The sequence below is a fragment of the Variovorax sp. PAMC26660 genome (assembly GCF_014302995.1).
Taxonomy (GTDB): Bacteria; Pseudomonadota; Gammaproteobacteria; order Burkholderiales; family Burkholderiaceae_C; genus Variovorax.
On record NZ_CP060295.1, the window covers coordinates 2,454,194 to 2,471,181 of the forward strand.

Below are 16,988 nucleotides of genomic sequence, written 5' to 3' on the forward strand. Positions count from 1 at the left end.
CCCTCAGGCTTGCAGCTCGGCCAGGCGCCGCGCATTCGACGTGGCCGCGGCATGGATGGGCTTGAGCCCTTCGCGCGCAATGCCGGCCGCTGCGTCCGACAACTGGCTTGCCGTGGTCGCGGTGCGCGTCGTGGCCCGCACGAGCGCATCGCTGTGCGCCGCCGCCTGCGCTGGCGTGACGCTGCCCGCCAGCGAGAAGAACGCCGTGGTGCCCTGCAACCATTGCTGCAACGCGCGGTTCGCCAGCGAGAAGTGGCTGCTGTGCCACTGCTTTGCCATCGCCATGCCCGATTCGCTCGCGGCCGCGAGCTTCTCGTGGCCCATGAGCTGGAACTCTGCGAGGTCGGCCGCGCTGGGCGTGAGCCCGGCCTTGGCGATGCGCTCGGTCCGCATGCGGATCACCGAGCCGGAAGAGAGCAGCATCTCGTGGGTCTTGACGGCCAGATCGACCCATTGCATCAATGGATCGGCAAGGCGGGCGGTGGAAGTAAGAGATGACATGGGAGGCTGGCGCGTAGAGGTGGTGAGCCCACTATAGGCTTCGTGAGTTTCGATTGCTGCACCGCAACAAAAACGGCCTCTTTCGGTGAACAAGTCGTGCATTTCAGGACAAAAGGTGCGCGCTGATCGCACGCCGCCAGCTCACAAAGTTACGAATGACCCGATCGCAGCCGCTTGGCCCGCATTTCGGTGACCAGATAGCCCAGCGTGGCCACGACCAGCGGCAGCAAGTAATAAAGCGCGCGATAGGCCAGCAGCGCGCCCAACAGTTTCGTTTCGGCCACCTGGTGCGACAGCAGCGCCACGAACACGGCTTCGAGCACGCCGAGCCCCGCCGGCACATGCGTGATGACGCCCGCCACCGCCGCCACCAGCAGCACCGCAAGCACCTGCGGATAGTCGACCTTGCCCTGCAGCAGGAACCAGATCACGCCACCCATCAGCGACCAGTTGGCGCACGACATTGCCAGTTGCAGCAGCGCCAGCGGGAACCGGGGTGCACTGAACTCATGACCCCGCACACGCCAGACGCGCCCCTTTGAAAAAGCGCACAGCGCCACGTAGGCCACTGCCAGCAGCAGCAACACCGCGCCCAGGATACGCAAGCCTTCGTTGTCGATCTTCCAGTCGGGCGGCAGCGTCAGCGGCCAGAAGCAGAAGGCCGCGCCGGCCACCACCAGGTAGCCGAGCCAGTTGGTCAGCATGCTGAAGCCCAGCACGCGCGTGATGGTCTCGTTCTCCAGCCCCAGGCGCGAATAGAGCCGGTAGCGAAACGCCACGCCGCCGACCAACGAACCCAGGTTGAGGTTGAAGGCGTAGCTGATGAAGGTCACGCCCATCACCGTGCCGGTGCCCAGCCTGTGCTTCGTCACATACCGGCCCAGCAGGTCGTAGGTGCTGTAAAGCGCAAAGCTGCAGGCCGCCAGCGCACCCGCCGCGAGCAAGGCGGACGCAGGCAGCATGTGGATCGCATCGAGCACCTCGTCCCACTCGATGGTGCGCGCCTGCTTCACGAGCAGCCACGCGATCAGCCCGAAGAAGCCCCACATCGCCACACGGCGGGCCCAGGGCCACCAGGACTGACGGGTGAGGGCCATCGTGCTCATGGTGGAGCCGGCGTCTGCATCAAGCCGCTTCCGTGTGCGTGGCACCACCGGCCGAATCGCTCGTGCCGGTGTCGCGCCGGCTGGCAAGGTCGGTGGCCTCGGCAGGTGTCAGGCGCGGCACATGGCGCGGCAGCCGGCCCAACAGCGCCGGATACCAGCGCAGGATGTGGAAGACAAAGAAGCTGCGCACCAGCCGCCAGCCGCTCCATTCGCTCGCAAGGTCCGCCGTGTCGATCTGCTTGCAACTGTGCTGCATGAGCCGGTCCATGCGCTCCCACAGCACTTGGTTGAAGGCCGCGTCCCGCACGACCACATTGGCTTCGAGGTTGAGCGACAGGCTCAGCGGATCAAGGTTGCTCGACCCCACGGTGCTCCACTGGTCGTCCATCAGCGCGACCTTGCCGTGCAGCGGGCGGTCGCAGTACTCGTAGATGCGAACGCCGGCGTGCAGCAGGTGGTGGTACAGCATGCTCGCGGCGGTCTTGACGATCGGCATGTCGGGCTCGCCCTGCAGGATCAGCCGCACGTCCACACCGCGCCGCGCCGCGCGCCGCAGCTCCTTGATGAGCCGGTAACCCGGAAAGAAATACGCGTTGGCGATCACGATGCGTTCGCGCGCAGCGCGAATCGCGGCGCGGTAGTGGCGCTCGATGTCGTTGGTGTGGCGCCGGTTGTCGCGGGTGACGAACATCGCGTCGGCCTCGCCAGCGTGGCTGCCGGTCGCGCGCGGCGCCTGCTTCAGACGCCGACGGAACCAGCCCGCGCCCTTGCCGCCGAGCGCGATGGCGCGCAGCACGAACTGGTGGATCTCGGCCACGACCGGGCCCGTGAGTTCGACCGCATAGTCCTGCTTGGCCTTGGGGCCGAAGTCGAGCAGATGGTCGGCCGAGTAGTTGATGCCGCCCACAAAGGCACGCTCGCCGTCGATCACCACGATCTTGCGGTGCATGCGGCGGAACACGTTGAGCCGCTGCCCCATGAAGCGCTGGCCCGGGTCGAACACCCGCACCTTCACGCCGACCGAGGTCAGCCCTTCGATGAACTCGCGCGAGAGGTCGGGCGAGCCGAAGCCGTCGATCATCAGATCGACCTTCACGCCGCGCCCGGCCGCCGATCGCATGGCAGCGTGCAATTGCAGGCCGACCTTGTCCTCGAACAGGATGAAGGTCTCGACGATCACTTCGCGCTGCGCCTGCCGGATGGCGTCGAACACGCGCGGAAAGAACTGCTCGCCGTTTTCCAGCAGCTCGATGCGATTGCCGCCGATCCAGTGGTTGTCGTTGCTGTTGTCGTTGTTGCTCATGGCGGGGGTGTTCACAGATCGATGTCCGCCACCAGCGGAGCGTGGTCCGAGAGATGCGACCACGGCTTGCGCGGCAGCACCACGGGCGCATGCACGCCCGCGTTGCGCACGTAGATGCGATCGAGCGGCAGCACCGGAAAGCGCGCCGGAAAGGTCTTGGCCGCACGCCCGTTGGCATGCACGAACACTTCGCGCAGCCCGGCGCCTTGCGCCAGGATCTCGTGCGCGCGGCTGCGCCAGTCATTGAAGTCGCCGGCCACGATCAGCGGCGCACCCACCGGCACCTCGTCGCGCACGATGTGGCACAACAGCTCCAGTTGCTGCTGCCGGTGCGACTCGGCCAGCCCGAGGTGCGCGCAAATCACATGCACATCGACAACGCGACCCGGCAGGCGCAGCACGCAATGCAGCAGGCCGCGCTTTTCGGGTCCGCTCACCGACACGTCGTGGTTGCGGAAATGCACGATCGGGAATTTCGACAGCACCGCGTTGCCGTGGTGGCCCTTGGGATACACCGCGTTGCGCCCGTAGGCGAACTGCGGCCACATGGTGTCGGCCAGGAATTCGTAGTGCGGCGCGTCGGGCCAGTTGCTCACCTTGCGCGAGTGGCGCGAATGCGTGCCCAGCACTTCCTGCAGGAACACCACATCGGCGCCCACCGTGCGCACCGCATCGCGCAGCTCCGGCAGGATGAACTTGCGGTTCAGCGCGGTGAAGCCCTTGTGGGTGTTCACCGTCATGACCTTGAGCGAGGTCGGCGGCGCGGGGGCCGCGGCAGCATCAGGAATGGGGGGAGAAGACATCGGTATGCCGGTTGTACGTTGGCCCGCCCGCCACACCTGTAGGAACGCGCCACCTTCTTCACCGGCTTTCACGCCTGGGCGGTCGGCTCCTACAGGCAGGCCTGCCGCACCCTCACACAGCGCGGATTTCGCGCCTCCTACGGTGGTTTCAGCGCTTGGAGAAAACAGCCCGCGCTTTCATCCATTGAATTCGAGACAAACCAGAAGGAGCATTCCATGAAGCAAGTTATTTTTCGCACCACGGTCCTCGCCGCGCTGATGGGCACGGCCGGCATCGCCCTGGCCCAGGCCCCATCCGAGCCGGCCTCCCGAGAGTCTGTAAAGGCCGAAGCCCGCGTGCAGAACCGCAACAACGACAACAGCATGGTGCCCAAGGGCGAGGCGACAACCACGGTCAATCACCAGCCCAATGCCATGCCGCAGCCGACCGGCGAGCGCTCACGCGCAGAAGTGAGCCAGGAGGCCCGCAAGGTCAAGCCACATTTCGGCGAGAAGGGCGAGCGCCCGGAGGTCGCGACCAATCCGACCGACAAGACCGGCACGCCGAAGTGATCGACATACGCCGATGAATGAAAAAGCCCGCAGTGCTTTCGCGCTGCGGGCTTTTCTTCGATGGCGCCGTTGCCGGCGCCCTGGCGGCTGCGATCAGCCCTTGGCAGGAGCGGCGCCGCGCGGGCCACCGTGGCCGCGATGGCCGTGGTCGCCGAAGTGCGCCGTTTCCGTGTCGAAGGTCTTCTGTTGCTCAGGCGTCAGCGCGGCATAGAAGGTCTTCGTGGCGTCGGCGCGCTTGGCGAACATCGCGCTGCGCTCGGCCTGGCGGGTTTGCATGCGCTCCAGGCGTTCCGGCGTGGTCAGCTTGGCGAACTCGGCGCGGTCCATGTGCGGACGCGGGCCGGCGGGCGGCTGGCTCGCGGCGGTGAAGGTGCTCCATGCGCCTTCCTGGGCCGAGGTCAGCTTGAGCTTGTCCTTCAGCGCGGCCAGGCGCTTGGCGCGGCGCTCCTGCATGCGCTCCATGCGTTGGGCCGGGTCCATGCGCTTGTGCTGCGCCTTGGGGGCGGCAGCACTGTCGGCCTGGGCCACCGCGGCGGTGGGTGCGGTTGCAGCGGCCGGCGCTTGAGCGAAGGCGCCCGAAGAGGCGAGAGCGGCCGAACCCAACAGGCTGGCCCAGACGATGCGTTGGCGAAGAGAAATCATGAGAAGTGCTTCCTTTCGAAGAAGCCCGCCACCGATGGGCAGCAGGTGAGACGAAGTGTGGAAGAGCCTTGTATCGCCACCGTTAGCCGGGAGTGAGCTTGCGTAAAGAACAGTGAACTCGCCCTACTACCTACCCACCCAGCTTGCCGTTTTGAAAGTCATGGACGGCCTGCTTGATCTCTTCCTGCGTGTTCATCACGAAGGGGCCGTATTGCGCGATCGGCTCGTGCAGCGGCTTGCCCGCGATCAGCAATGCGCGCGCGGGGCTGTGGTTGGTGGCACCGGCGCGCAGCACCACGCCGTCGCTGTCCGCGTCATTGGCCAGGATGGCCATGCGGCGCGTCGGCACTTCACTGCCGGCGATCCAGAGCGATTCGCGAAACACGTAGACCAGCACGTTGTGGTCGTGCGGCAGCGGCTGCGCAAACTCGGCGCCCGGGGGCAGCGTGATGTCCAGGTACAGCGGCTCGGTGTGCTCGCGCCGCACCGCGCCCTCGATGCCGTGGCTCGCACCGGCGATCACGCGCACGTGCACGCCGGCAGCGGTGGTGTATTCGGGAATCTCTTCGCTCTGGATGTCGCGATACCAGGGGTCGCGCATCTTGTCCTTGGCGGGCAGGTTGAGCCATAGCTGAAAGCCTTCCATCAGGCCTTCTTCCTGCTCCGGCAATTCGCTGTGCACGAGGCCGCGGCCGGCGGTCATCCATTGCACGCCGCCGTTTTCGAGCAGCCCTTCGTGGCCTTCGCTGTCGCGGTGGCGCATGCGGCCCGCGATCATGTAGGTGACCGTCTCGAAGCCCCGGTGCGGATGGTTCGGAAAGCCGCCGATGTAGTCGCCCGGGTTGTCGCTGCCGAAGGCATCGAGCATCAGGTACGGGTCGAGCCGTTTCTGCAGCGGCTGCTGCAGCACGCGGGTGAGTTTGACGCCGTCGCCATCGCTGGTGGAAACACCGGCCACGATGTGGTCGATGCCACGCGGCGTGGCCACGGGATCGGTGGGGTGGTTGGCGTGGTGATTGGCGTTCTTCATGCGGCCATGGTGGCACTAACGCGGCCGCCGCGCCACCCATGGCCTGTCAGCCAGCAACCCGCCGCAGGGTCGTTCATGCCGCCACTCCCTGTCCTTGTGCGAACCAGTTGCCATGAAATCCCACCGGCACGCGATGCGGCAACGAAGCCACGCAGAGCGGGCCCGCAGCCAGCGCGCGGGCGTCGAAGATCACGAGGTCGCTGGTGTGGGTGGCGCCGCGCCACACGGTGGCCAGCAGCCAGCCGTCGCCTTCTTCCGCGTCCGGCGCGCGCGGCACGAACACGCCTTCGGACACGACGTCGGGCGCGGGGAACATGAAGATGTCGCGCTTTGCCGTGGTGTGGTCGATGTGCACGAGCCCCGCATAGAGACGCGGCGCTTCGCCGGGGCTGGAGGTACCGCGACACACGTACCAGCCGTGGCGGTAGGGCAGGCCGGCAAAGCGTTCGTCGATGCGCGGGAACTCGCCGGGCAGGTCTTCCAGCGGGGTCTGCGTGAATTCATGCACGGGGCTCGACAGGTCGAACTGCCAACGCACCAGCCGGCTGATCGGCGGTGCGTCGCTCACGGGCGAGCCATCGGGCTTCGGGAACAGCGGCGCCGTGGGGAACTGGATCACGTCGGCGAACAGGCTGCCGTCGGCCTCCCACGCATTCATGACGTGGAAAACGTAGCAGGCTGGGCCGCGCCACCAGACGATGTCGGCGGTGCTGCCATTGCGCGGCATGAGGCCCACGCGCGTGCCGTATTCCGGCTCCCAGGCATAGGGCGGGCGGCCGCTTGTGGCGCGTTCCATGCTGGCGGTGAGCGGCATGATGGGGAACATGACGTGGCGGTCGGTCACCATGAAGTCGTGGACCATGCTGGCGTAGGGCGCCTCGAAACGCTCGAATCGGGTGACGCGGCCTTGCGGCGACATCACGCCGAAGCTCATGCCGTTCGACAGCGGCGCCGGCGTGCCGTAGCCGAAGAACAGCAGCTCGCCGGTTTGGGGGTCGATCTTCGGGTGCGCGGTGAAGCTGCCGTGCAAGTTGCCGTCGAAATCGGTGGCGCCGAGCGTGGCCAGCGTCGGCAGCTCCACCGCAACCGGCAGGTGCGCCTCTTCGAGCGCAAGCACACGGCCGGCATGGGAAATGACGTTGGTGTTGGCCGAGCCGTCGTCGTGCTGCGGCCTGGGTGCTTCGCTCAAAGGCGCTTTCTGGAAGCCGCCCGCCAGCCCCCGTCCTTCGGCGGCGGCCTGCCAGCGCGCGGTGCGCACCCAGCGGTTGCGGTAGCGCACCTGGCCGTCGGCCAGGCTGAACGCATGCAGCATGCCATCGCCCGAGAACCAGTGCTCCTTCGGATCGGGCGCCACCGGGTTCGGGCCGTTGCGCACCAGCGTGCCACGCAGGCCGGCGGGCAGGGTGCCTTGCAACGGCAGCGGGCCGGCCTCGGTTTCGAAGTCGATCGGCGCCATGTTGGGCGGGGGCGCGTTGCGGGGACGGGCATCGTTCATCGGGGATCTCCGGAAGTTTTGAAGGGTGTCCAGGCTTATCTTTCCAGTGGAAATATCTTCGAACCCGAGATTGAAGTCAAGAGATTTTTCCAGTGGTAAGATTTTTGACGTCCTTCCTCCTTCTCCAATGACCACCGACGCCGACGACATTCCGATCAAGCGCTATCACCACGGTTCGCTGCCCGAAGCGCTGCTGGCGGCTTCCGAGGCCGTGCTGCTGCGCGACGGGATCGCCGGCCTGGGCCTGCGGGCCATCGCGCGGGAAGCGGGGGTGTCGCACACCGCGCCCAAGCACCATTTCGGCGACACGACCGGGCTGGTGAGCGAACTGGCCGCCGTGGGCTACCGGCGCCTGGCCGATGCGATGGGCGAGGCGGCCGGCGGACTTGCGGACGCGGCCGAGCGGCGCAGCGCCATCGCGCGCGCCTACGTGCACTTTGCCTACGGCAACGCGGCCATGTTCGGCCTGATGTTCCGCAACGAGAAGATCGACATGCACCGCCCCGCGCTGGCCGAAGCGGCCCGGGAGGCCATGCGCGTGATGGCCGCGATCATCGGCGCCAGGGCGGAAACGGAAGGGGAAACGCCGGTGTCACTCGGCAGCACCGAAGCCATGCGGATCACCACGGCCTGGGGCTATGTGCACGGGCTGGCCATCCTGCTGATCGACCAGCGCCTGGGCGGCATCGTGCAGGTGACGCCCGCGTTCGACAACCCGCTCGACCTGGTCGATGCCGCGCTGCGGGATGTGCGTTTCGGCTTCGTCTCAGCCGAGCCAACGAACAAGTAGAGCTGCGCCCCTTCGGGAAACACCGCGGAACCGGCTTTGCCGGGCCGCTGGTGTTGCCCCCGGCAGGGGGAAGGCGCAGCGACACGAAGTGCGCGAAGCCTTGGGGGCGAGTCAGTTCCTTGGCCACTGCTGGCGCTGCCAGTAGCGGTACTGCCACCGGGTCTCGAAACCGGCCCGCCGGTAGAGCGCCAGCGCGGGCTGGTTCGCTGCATCGACCTGCAGGAACACCCGCTCGAAGCCGTTCGACAGCGCCGCCTGCGCCAGCCCGGCCAGCACACGGCCCGCCAGCCCGCGGCCCCGGTGCGCCAGATCGGTCCGCATGCCGTGCACGCTGGCCCAGCCATGCCCGAAAGCCATCGCGCCGGCCGCGAGGGTTTTGCCGCCCTCGCGCACGCTGGCGTAGAGCGAGCCCTTGGCGCGCGCCAGCATCCGCACGCGATGCGCGCCGTCCACCGGGTCGAAACCTTCGCCCAGAAACAGCGCCGCCCAGGCGTCGTCGGGGGCGCGGTCCACATCGGCCAATGCACCGCCGGCCGCGACGACCTGCCGCATCCGCTGCGCCGAGCCGACCTGCACGCAGGTCGGGTTGTCGTCGGCATAGTGCCGCCGCTCCAGCTCGGTGCGCAGCCCGTCGAAGCAGGTCGCATCGGCCAGCCGCAGCGCGGGCGCGACCTGGCGGCTGTCGTAGCGGTCTTCGATGCGGTCGAGCGTGCTGTGATCGACCGTGCCCCGGTGCAACGGCACGGCCGATCTGGCGCGCTTGACGGTGCCGCCGTCGAAGGGCAGCAGCCAGCCGTCGAGTTCTTCGGTCACTTCGGGCGACACCGCCGCGATGGTGGCGCGCTCGATGGCTTCGATGTCGGCATCGGTCAGGAGAATGGTCACTGCATCACCTTCGTGCTTCGCACTGCGGTGCGAGCTTGCTTGGGGCGGCCCGGCGCTGCGCTCATGGCGTGGCCTCCGGCGCCGTGAATCTGGCGGTGGCCACGCCCTTGAGCATGGCCTCGCGCTGGTTGCGGCTGATACCGCGAATGCCTTCGGCCACCCACTTGATGCGGTCGGCGTCGATCTGTCCGTCGCGCCGCCACTGCTCGAGCACGGCCTGCGGCTTGTGCAGCATCGCGGCCAGCCAGACGGCCTGCGCCGGTTCGAGCGTGCGCGCGCTGCGCTTGAAGTAGCGGCGAGCCGCGGCCTCGGCGCCGCAGATGTTGCCGCCCCACGGTGCGTTGTCGAGGTACAGCTGCAGGATGCGGGCCTTGCCCAGCGTCTGCTCCATCTCGACCGCATAGAGCATCTCGCGCAGCTTGCGCTCGGCCGTGCGGTCGCTGCCCGTCACGAGCAGCTTGGCGAGCTGTTGCGTCAGCGTGCTGCCGCCGCGCCGGATCTGGCCGGGCTTCTGGTTGTTGTCGATCGACGCGAGGATCTCGGTCAGGTCGTAGCCGGTGTGGGTGAAAAAGCGCTGGTCTTCCGCCGCGATGACCGCGCGCGCCAGCCAACTGTCGTTGGTCAGCTTGGCCGATGGGCCGCAACTGGTGCGGGCGTTGAGCATGGCCTCGGTGCCCAGCCCTTCGACCGTGAACTGGCTGATGTTCGGCTGCACGGCGAAGGTGGCCTCGGGCAGCACGAGCTGGCCGTGCATCGCCAGCGTGCCGCCGATGCGCGCGCGCTGCAGTTCGGGCAGCGTGGGCACCAGCACCGCATACCAGCCGGCGATGGGCGCGTCCTGGATGTTCGCGCTGAGCTGCAGGTTCTTCGGCGTGAGCTTGCCTTCCCAGTGGCCCTGGAGCCGGGTGGCGTCGTTGTTCTGCGGTGTGGCTTCGAGCGTGCCGCTCAGCGTGTTGCCGTCACGCCGCACGGTGGCGACCAGCCGCTCGACCTTGATCGGCTGGGTGCCGAGCGCGGACACCTCGGCGCTGCAGGGGGCGCAGGTCATTTCGAGCAGCTCGCTGGTTTCTTTCCAGCCGAAGCGCACGGTGCCGAAGCGGGTGTCAAGCGAATGGCCGTCCAGGCGCGGCGCGAACCACGGCGAAGTGGCCAGGCGCACTGCGGTAGGCACGCCGATCTCGAAATTCAACGGGCCGGCTTTCACCGTGGTGCTCCATTCGCCGGAGGCTGGCGCGAGCACCAGCTTAACTATCAAAAAGATAGCTACACACGCTGTAATAACCAGGGCCATCAGCCCGAAAAGCACAAATCGCAGAGTCTTCTTCACAGGCACGTTTCTCAGATCGGTCTCGCCACGGTGACAGCTTGCCACGGACCATGTGACTGGCCGCTGGCCGCTGCCCAGTACCAAGCTGAAGTGTCGGTGAAAGCCGTGCCCTGGGCATCGACGATGCGCTCGCAAACGCGGATCTTTTGCGCGCCGTGCCGTTGCGCAACAAAACAGCGCCACAAACGTTCCTGTGCGTCGCGTTCCAGGCGCGCCTGCTCGATGCGATAGCCCAGCGCGCGGTAGCAATCGACCGCCGGATGCAGCATGCGCGTGGGCTGCTTCACCTCGCGCATCACCAGCGTCTGGGTGCCGTCCGTCATGCGGCCGATGGCGCCGGGGAAGCGGTCGGCAAAGCGCTGCTCGACTTCGCTCAGGGCCAGAGGGCGCAACGGAACGCCGTCCCACTGGCTGGGCCATTCGTGTGAGATCGCCACCTCCTCGGATGCGGCCGGTGCGCGCAAGGCCGCAGTGGTCGACCACAGCATGCACAGCAACATCGCCAGCGCAAAGGCCGTCTTGTGGCCGACGCGATTAATGAAATGGTTCGCGAACCAGCGCTCAAAGAACGGTGTCGACATGGCGGCCTCCTTGCATCGTGATCAGGCCCGCAATGGGATGTTCCAGGGGTTCGGGTGCGGGGCGCGCCGGCACCATCAGCCGGGCGATGGCGCCGCACACGGCCGCCAGCACCACGAGGCCCAGCGCGTTGTGCGCCCAGGACACCAGCGGATGGCCCGCGCCCTCGAAAGCGATCAGCACGCTGTTGCGCAGGATGTTCCCGCCCAGCACCAGCACGCCGACCATCGGCAGCCGGCCGATGAAGCAGCGATCGCTGCGACGCGCCCACAGCGCGACGGCGCAGGCCGTGAAGTAGCCGAGCCACACCATCTGCACGCCCGAGCACGGCGCATCGACGATCACGAGCCGGCCATCGACCATCAGGCTGGCGCCTTCGCGTGCCACGTCGAAACCCGGCGCCAGCAACCAGCGGCTGGCTTCGGCCGTCACCACGCGCAGCGGATAGCCGGCATAGAACTGCAGCGACGACAGCAAAGGCAGCGCCAGCACCGCAAGCCCCACCACCGGCAGTGCGGCCACGCGCCTCGGCAGGAAAGCCATCAACCCGCAGGCCAGCGACAGCACGGCCACCAGCCCCGCAGCCAGCGGCGGCAGCGCCGGCACGACGCCGAGCCCCGTGCGCAGCAGCGTCGCGAGCACGGTGCCCGCAGCTGCCAGTGCCAGCCAGCCCAACCGCGGCGAAGCACGCAGCTCGCGCCGGCGATGCCAGACCAGCGCGGCCAGCGCAACGAGCGCCAGCAGCCCCATCGGATCGTCGGAGCCGTCGCGCATGCGCTGGACCATCCACACCCAGGTCGGCGTCAGCGCGACGAACTGCAGCGCGAGCCAGCCGGCGGCCGGCGTGCGGTCGATGTGGATGCCCCAGTCCACGATCCGCGGGTGACGGTGGGCGAGCGTTGCCAAGGACATTTTTCTTCTCTCTTCTTTTCGTTTCGTCTTCTCGTGTTCAGGCCGTGAAACGGCGCGGGTCGTTGCGGCGTGCGCGGCGGCGCAACATGGCCAGCATCGACAGCACGACCGCAATGGCGCCCAACGTTTCCGGCTCGGGCGTGCTCGGCACTTCGGCGCCCAGCGCCAGGTCACTCACGCCTTGCGGCAGCGGCAGTGGCTGGTTCACGTCCACGCTGTTCTGCGGCGCGAGGTTGCGCACCACCTTGTCGACCGCAATGAAGCTCGTGTACTGCGTGAGCAGGCTGTACTTCAGGCCCAGTTCGGTGATGCGTTCCTTGAAGGCGCCGCCGCCTTCCAGCGTTTCCTGGTCGCTCAGGCTCTCGATGCGGTGGCGGGCCCACAGGGTGCGCAGCGCGGCGGTGTCCTGGCGGGTGCGTTCGTCGATGCGCACTTCCTGGCGGTAGGGACCGTTGGCGCTCTGGCCTTCGATGATCACGCGGCCCCTGGCTTCACCGCGCCACTTGCCGAACACGATCACCGGGCGTTCACCCAGCACGTCGGGCAGGGCTTGAGGTTCCACGTCGTACACATCGAGGCCGCCGAAGGTGGCCTTCACGCTGGTGAGCACCGGCGACTCCACCATGCGGCGAAAACGCGCGGCCTGCTCGGGCGCCTGGATCGGGTCGGTGATGATGAAGGGCTCGCCCATGCCGGCGCGTGCAATGCCTTCCATCAGGCTGCGGTTGACCGAGGAGCCGATGCCGAAGGCGAATACATTGGCCTTCGACAGGTTATTGCGCACCAGCTCGAAGGCTTCGCGCTCGACCGTCACATAGCCATCGGTCACCACCACCACGGTGCGCGACACCTTGTCTTCCTTGGGCTCGGCGTAGACACGCTTGAGCGCCGGAATCAACTCGGTGCTGCCGCTGCCGCTGTAGTTCTTGATCGTCGCCAACGCCTGCTCGATGTTGGCGCGCGTGGCCGGCACCGACCTGGGCGACAGCATCTTGTTGCTGCCCGAGAACAGCAGCACGTTGAAGGTGTCGCTCGGACGCAGTCCGCCGATCAGCCGCTCCAGCACGGTCTTGGCGGTGTCCAGCGGAAAGCCATGCATCGAGCCCGAGATGTCGACCACGAAGATGTAGTCGCGCGGCGTGATCGCGCTCGCGGCCACGGCCTTCGGGGGCTCGACCATGGCCAGGAAGAAGTTCTCGGCGTTCTCGCCCTGGCCCTTGTAGAGCATCAGGCCCGATTCGATCTTCTCGCCGGCCAGGCGGTAGTCGAGCACGAAGTCGCGGTTGTCGGCAGGGCGGCCATCTGCCGTGAGCACGATGTCGGCATGCTGGTCTTCGTCGCTCTTCTTCACGTCGATGGCGTGCGTGGTCGAGCGGATTTCCTTCAGGCCCATCGGCGTGTCGATGGTGGCCTTGAGCTTGAAGCTGGTTGCGGGCGCAGTGCCGGCAGGCAGCGTGGGTTGCGCCACCCATTTCGCTTGCGCGTTTTCAGACTGCGGGCTGTTGTAGCGCGGGCCGACCACCGTCGGGAACACGAACTCGTAGTTGCCCGACTGCGGCACCAGCAGCTCGGTGTAGCGCAGCTCCACCTTCACGTCGTCGCCCGGCATGATGTTGGCGACGTTCATCTGGAACACATTGGGCAGGTGCTGCTCCAGCAGCGCGGCGGTCTTGCCTTCCTTCTTCGCGGTGTCGTACTCGATCTGTGCCTGCTGCTTCTCGCGGATCTGCGCGGTGATGAGCCGGTCGGCCAGCCGCACGTTGAGGCCGCTCACGGCCGCCTTGGTCGATCCGGGAAACACGTACTTTGCCTCGATGGCGCGCTGGCCTTCGTTGCGGTAGGTCTGCGTGACCGTCACGTCGGCGATCACGCCGGAAATCTTCACCGAGACCTCGGTGCCCTTGAGCGGCAGGCGATCGACCGACGGGTCGTCGCTCTTGACGAAGAAGTAGGGGCTCTCGGTCTTCAGGCGCGGGCCGGCAGGTGCTTCCTGTGCATGCAGCGGGCGCACGCCCAATGCGACGAAGCCCGCGGTCGCCAGGCTCACGGTGGCGAGCCAGAGCCAGCGGCCGGGGCGTGGGGTGATGTGAGCATCCATGGCGGAGGTCCTTGTCCGTGCGAACTTGCACAGCCGCAACTGTCGGCACCGCACGAGAAGCCAGTTGGAAGGCTCTTTGAAGTCGCACGCCGTGAATGCCCCGCCGTGTGAAGTCTGTGTGAAGTAAGGCGGCTCGGGTGCTTCACACGGCCTTCGGGTGGCGCGAAGAGCATCGCGGCTTCGCTACAGACAAGGAGAGAAAAAATGCTTCAGTTCCTGAGAGCCCTGCAGAGCTCGATGCTGGTCAAGGTGGCAGGGCTGTTCTTCCTGGTGTTGCTGCTGTGCATTCCGCTGGCGGAGATCGACTCGATCAACCGCGAACGCGGTGAGAGCCAGCGCGAAGCGGGCCGCGAGCTGGCCGCCACCTACGCCGGCCGCCAGACCGTGGTCGGCCCGCTGCTGCTGGTGCCGTATGTCGAGCGCTGGATGGAGCCGATGCGCGATGCGCAGGGCAAGCTGATCGGCCAGGAGCCGCACAGCAAGGAAATGACCCACGTGGTGTTTCCCGACAAGCTGCACATCGAAGGCACGATGGCACCGCAGGAGCGCTACCGCGGCATCTTCAAGATTCCGTTCTACACGCTCAACGCCACGCTGACCGGCGGCTACGCGGCCTTCGATCCGAAGGCCGTGGCGCACAGCGAGACCGATTCGACGATCGAGCTGAAGACGCCTTTCATTGCCTTCAACGTGAGCGACCTGCGCGGCCTCGACGGCTCGCCGGCGCTGGTGATGAACGGCGAGACGCTGCGCTTCAGGCAGCGCGTGCCGGGCATTGCCGACGACGCCTGGTTTGCCAACGGCATCCACGCACCAGTGACCGGACCCGCGCTCGCGGCATGGCAGGCCGGCACGGCGCTGCCCTTCGAGATGAAGCTCGGCCTGGTCGGGCAGGACACGCTGGCCATCGCGCCCATCGCCGAGGAAACGACAGCGCACCTGGGCTCGCCCTGGGCGCACCCCAGCTTCGGCGGCCGCTTTCTTGCGTCCGAACGCAGCGTGACGCCGGGCGGCTTCGATGCCCGCTGGCGCGTGTCCTCGCTCGTGACCACGGCGCGCGAGCAGGTGCGCGCAGGGCTCGCCGGACGCGGTGTCGACCCGGACAGCGACGCCCAGGCCGTCACCCAAGCCGCCGGTGCCGCGCGCCGCAACCTGGGCCCGCTGCAAACCTTCGACGTGTCGCTGGCACAGCCGATCAACGTCTATTCGATGAGCACGCGCGCCGGCAAGTACGGCATGCTCTTCATCGGCCTGGTGCTGATGGCGGCCTTCATGTTCGAGCTGTTCCGCAAGCTGCGGCTGCATCCGATCCAGTACGGTCTGGTCGGTTTGTCGATCGCGCTGTTCTTCCTGCTGCTGCTCGCGCTGTCGGAGAAGTTCACGTTCTGGATGGCCTATGCGGGCGCGGCAACGGCCAGCGTCACTTTGCTCGCCGTGTACTTCAGCGCGGTGCTGGGTGGCTGGGGGCGCGGGCTGTCGTTCGGCGCTTTCGTCGCGCTGCTCTACGGCGCGCTCTATGGTTTGCTGGCTTCCGAAAGCAATGCGTTGCTGCTCGGCGCGCTGCTGATCTTCGGCATGCTGGCCACGCTGATGCTGGTCACGCGCAGGGTCGACTGGTATGCGCTCTCGCGGCGCAATGAAACAGCGCCGGCCGCACCAGCGGCATGAAGCTGCTGCGGGTCGCCTTCGGCGCACTGGGCTGGCTGGCCCTGGCCACGCTGTGGTTCTGGGCCTGGCATCTGAAAGACCCGCATCTGCGCTTCATGCGTGCGTGGGAACTGCCGCTGCTGCTCGGTGCGCTGACCATCGGCATTGCGCTCATCTGGCGATGGGCACGCGGCTGGTTGCGTCCGGTCGCGCTGGGCCTGGCGTTCGCTGCGGTGCTGACGGCACTGTGCAACGAAGCAGCCTCGGTGCAGCACCGGGCCGAGGTGAACGCCGCCTCGGGCCCGATGGCGCAGGCGCTCGGCGCGCACTTCATCGTCGGCTACGACGATGCGAAGAACCTGCGCGAGCTGGCACGCAAGGGACTGATCGGCGGCATCTTCGTGACCGGCCGCAACGTGCAAGGCCGCACCGCCACCGAACTGCGCGAAGAAATCGCCGGCCTGCAGGCGCTGCGCCGCGAAGCCGGCCTGCCACTGTTGATCGTCGCGACCGATCAGGAAGGCGGCGCGGTGTCGCGCCTTTCGCCACTGGTCGAACGCCAGCCCGCGCTCGCCACGCTGCTGGAGGCCGACGTGCCCGACGAAGACCTCGCGCAACGCGCCCATGCCTACGGCGCGCAACAGGGCAGGGCACTCGCGGCGCTGGGCATCACGCTCAACTTCAGCCCGGTGGTCGACCTGCGCACCGGCCGCGCACCGGGCCGCTGGGATCTTCACACCCGCATCGACGAACGCGCCATCTCGGCCGACCCCGAACTCACCGCGCAGGTAGCGCTCGCTTATGAAAGAGGCCTTGAATCGGCTGGCGTTCGCGGCACGCGGAAGCATTTTCCCGGCCTCGCCGGCGTGACCGAGGACACCCATCACTTCAGCGCCAGGCTGCGCACGCCGGTCTTTCGGCTTGCAACACATGACTGGAAACCATTTCAAGAAGTGTCGAAACAATCTGACGCAGCCATCATGCTCGGGCATGTGATCCTTGCAGAACTCGATGCGGAATCTCCGACTTCTTTCTCGCGCAAAATCGTGCAGCAGGTGATTCGGGGCGAATGGGGCTATCAAGGCCTGCTCGTCACCGACGATCTCACGATGGGCGCGGCCTACAACCACGGCCTGTGCAATGCCACCGTGCGTTCGCTGAACGCCGGTGTGGACCTTCTGCTGATCGCCTTCGACCACGACAAGTATTTCGACGCCATGCATTGCGCGCAGCAGGCCGCTGGACGCGGCGCACTCGATCTGCCGATGCTGGAACGCAGCAGCGCGCGGCGGCTCCAATCCTTTCGCTAGTTAGTTAG

Annotated in this window: 16 protein-coding genes; 4 read left to right on the forward strand and 12 right to left on the reverse strand. The window is 67.1% G+C overall.

The window, feature by feature from the left end; all coding sequences use genetic code 11:
- Positions 1-3: 3 nt before the first annotated feature.
- The 4 genes from H7F35_RS11845 to H7F35_RS11860 all read right to left on the reverse strand — a co-directional run bounded on the left by H7F35_RS11845 (position 4) and on the right by H7F35_RS11860 (position 3,713).
- Entirely contained in the window at positions 4-501 is a 498-nt protein-coding gene (locus H7F35_RS11845; RefSeq protein ID WP_187113044.1) for a polyhydroxyalkanoate granule-associated phasin, read from the reverse strand.
- Between the two features lie 149 nt (positions 502-650).
- Positions 651-1,607 (reverse strand): lysylphosphatidylglycerol synthase domain-containing protein, encoded by a 957-nt coding sequence (locus tag H7F35_RS11850; protein WP_187113045.1) that lies wholly within the window; start codon positions 1,605-1,607, stop codon positions 651-653.
- Positions 1,608-1,626: 19 nt separating this feature from the next.
- Positions 1,627-2,910 carry a cardiolipin synthase ClsB gene (clsB, locus tag H7F35_RS11855; RefSeq protein ID WP_187113046.1) on the reverse strand — a complete coding sequence of 428 codons (1,284 nt, stop codon included), beginning with the start codon at positions 2,908-2,910 and terminating at the stop codon, positions 1,627-1,629.
- An 11-nt stretch (positions 2,911-2,921) separates the two neighbouring features.
- Positions 2,922-3,713, reverse strand: coding sequence for an endonuclease/exonuclease/phosphatase family protein (locus H7F35_RS11860; RefSeq protein ID WP_187113047.1), 792 nt, complete (start codon positions 3,711-3,713; stop codon positions 2,922-2,924).
- A 216-nt stretch (positions 3,714-3,929) separates the two neighbouring features.
- Here H7F35_RS11860 and H7F35_RS11865 point away from each other — a divergent pair, with 216 nt between their 5' ends.
- A complete protein-coding gene (locus H7F35_RS11865) occupies positions 3,930-4,265 on the forward strand; it encodes a serine/threonine protein kinase (protein WP_187113048.1) in 336 nt (111 codons plus the stop codon).
- A gap of 93 nt (positions 4,266-4,358) precedes the next feature.
- Here H7F35_RS11865 and H7F35_RS11870 read toward each other — a convergent pair whose 3' ends face one another.
- The 3 genes from H7F35_RS11870 to H7F35_RS11880 all read right to left on the reverse strand — a co-directional run bounded on the left by H7F35_RS11870 (position 4,359) and on the right by H7F35_RS11880 (position 7,432).
- Positions 4,359-4,907 carry a Spy/CpxP family protein refolding chaperone gene (locus H7F35_RS11870; protein ID WP_187113049.1) on the reverse strand — a complete coding sequence of 183 codons (549 nt, stop codon included), beginning with the start codon at positions 4,905-4,907 and terminating at the stop codon, positions 4,359-4,361.
- A gap of 130 nt (positions 4,908-5,037) precedes the next feature.
- Positions 5,038-5,937, reverse strand: a complete 900-nt coding sequence (locus tag H7F35_RS11875; RefSeq protein WP_187113050.1) for a pirin family protein — start codon at positions 5,935-5,937, stop codon at positions 5,038-5,040.
- A gap of 73 nt (positions 5,938-6,010) precedes the next feature.
- Positions 6,011-7,432: a carotenoid oxygenase family protein gene (locus H7F35_RS11880; RefSeq protein ID WP_187113051.1), complete on the reverse strand. Its 1,422-nt coding sequence runs from the start codon at positions 7,430-7,432 to the stop codon at positions 6,011-6,013.
- A gap of 127 nt (positions 7,433-7,559) precedes the next feature.
- Here H7F35_RS11880 and H7F35_RS11885 point away from each other — a divergent pair, with 127 nt between their 5' ends.
- The gene (locus tag H7F35_RS11885; protein WP_187113052.1) at positions 7,560-8,222 is read left to right on the forward strand and encodes a TetR/AcrR family transcriptional regulator; all 663 of its coding nucleotides are present in this window, start codon (positions 7,560-7,562) and stop codon (positions 8,220-8,222) included.
- Between the two features lie 111 nt (positions 8,223-8,333).
- Here the strand turns inward: H7F35_RS11885 and H7F35_RS11890 are convergent, their stop codons facing one another.
- The 5 genes from H7F35_RS11890 to H7F35_RS11910 form a co-directional block, all read right to left on the reverse strand.
- On the reverse strand, positions 8,334-9,107 hold the full coding sequence (locus H7F35_RS11890) for a GNAT family N-acetyltransferase (RefSeq protein WP_187113053.1): 774 nt from the start codon (positions 9,105-9,107) through the stop codon (positions 8,334-8,336).
- Positions 9,108-9,168: 61 nt separating this feature from the next.
- Positions 9,169-10,347, reverse strand: coding sequence for a biosynthetic peptidoglycan transglycosylase (locus H7F35_RS11895; RefSeq protein ID WP_261803609.1), 1,179 nt, complete (start codon positions 10,345-10,347; stop codon positions 9,169-9,171).
- A 98-nt stretch (positions 10,348-10,445) separates the two neighbouring features.
- A complete protein-coding gene (locus tag H7F35_RS11900) occupies positions 10,446-11,015 on the reverse strand; it encodes a hypothetical protein (protein ID WP_187113055.1) in 570 nt (189 codons plus the stop codon).
- Entirely contained in the window at positions 10,996-11,925 is a 930-nt protein-coding gene (xrtQ, locus tag H7F35_RS11905; RefSeq protein WP_187113056.1) for an exosortase Q, read from the reverse strand. Before xrtQ ends, H7F35_RS11900 begins: the two co-directional genes overlap by 20 nt.
- Positions 11,926-11,962: 37 nt before the next feature.
- Complete coding sequence (locus tag H7F35_RS11910; protein WP_187113057.1) at positions 11,963-14,023, reverse strand: VIT and vWA domain-containing protein; 2,061 nt, start codon at positions 14,021-14,023, stop codon at positions 11,963-11,965.
- 204 nt (positions 14,024-14,227) lie between these two features.
- Between H7F35_RS11910 and creD the strand changes: the two genes are divergently transcribed.
- Together creD and H7F35_RS11920 are read left to right on the forward strand one after the other, a co-directional pair.
- Complete coding sequence (gene creD / locus H7F35_RS11915; RefSeq protein WP_187113058.1) at positions 14,228-15,691, forward strand: cell envelope integrity protein CreD; 1,464 nt, start codon at positions 14,228-14,230, stop codon at positions 15,689-15,691.
- Positions 15,688-16,980 (forward strand): glycoside hydrolase family 3 protein, encoded by a 1,293-nt coding sequence (locus H7F35_RS11920; protein WP_187113059.1) that lies wholly within the window; start codon positions 15,688-15,690, stop codon positions 16,978-16,980. The genes creD and H7F35_RS11920 overlap by 4 nt, the downstream gene beginning before the upstream one ends.
- Positions 16,981-16,988: the final 8 nt, after the last annotated feature.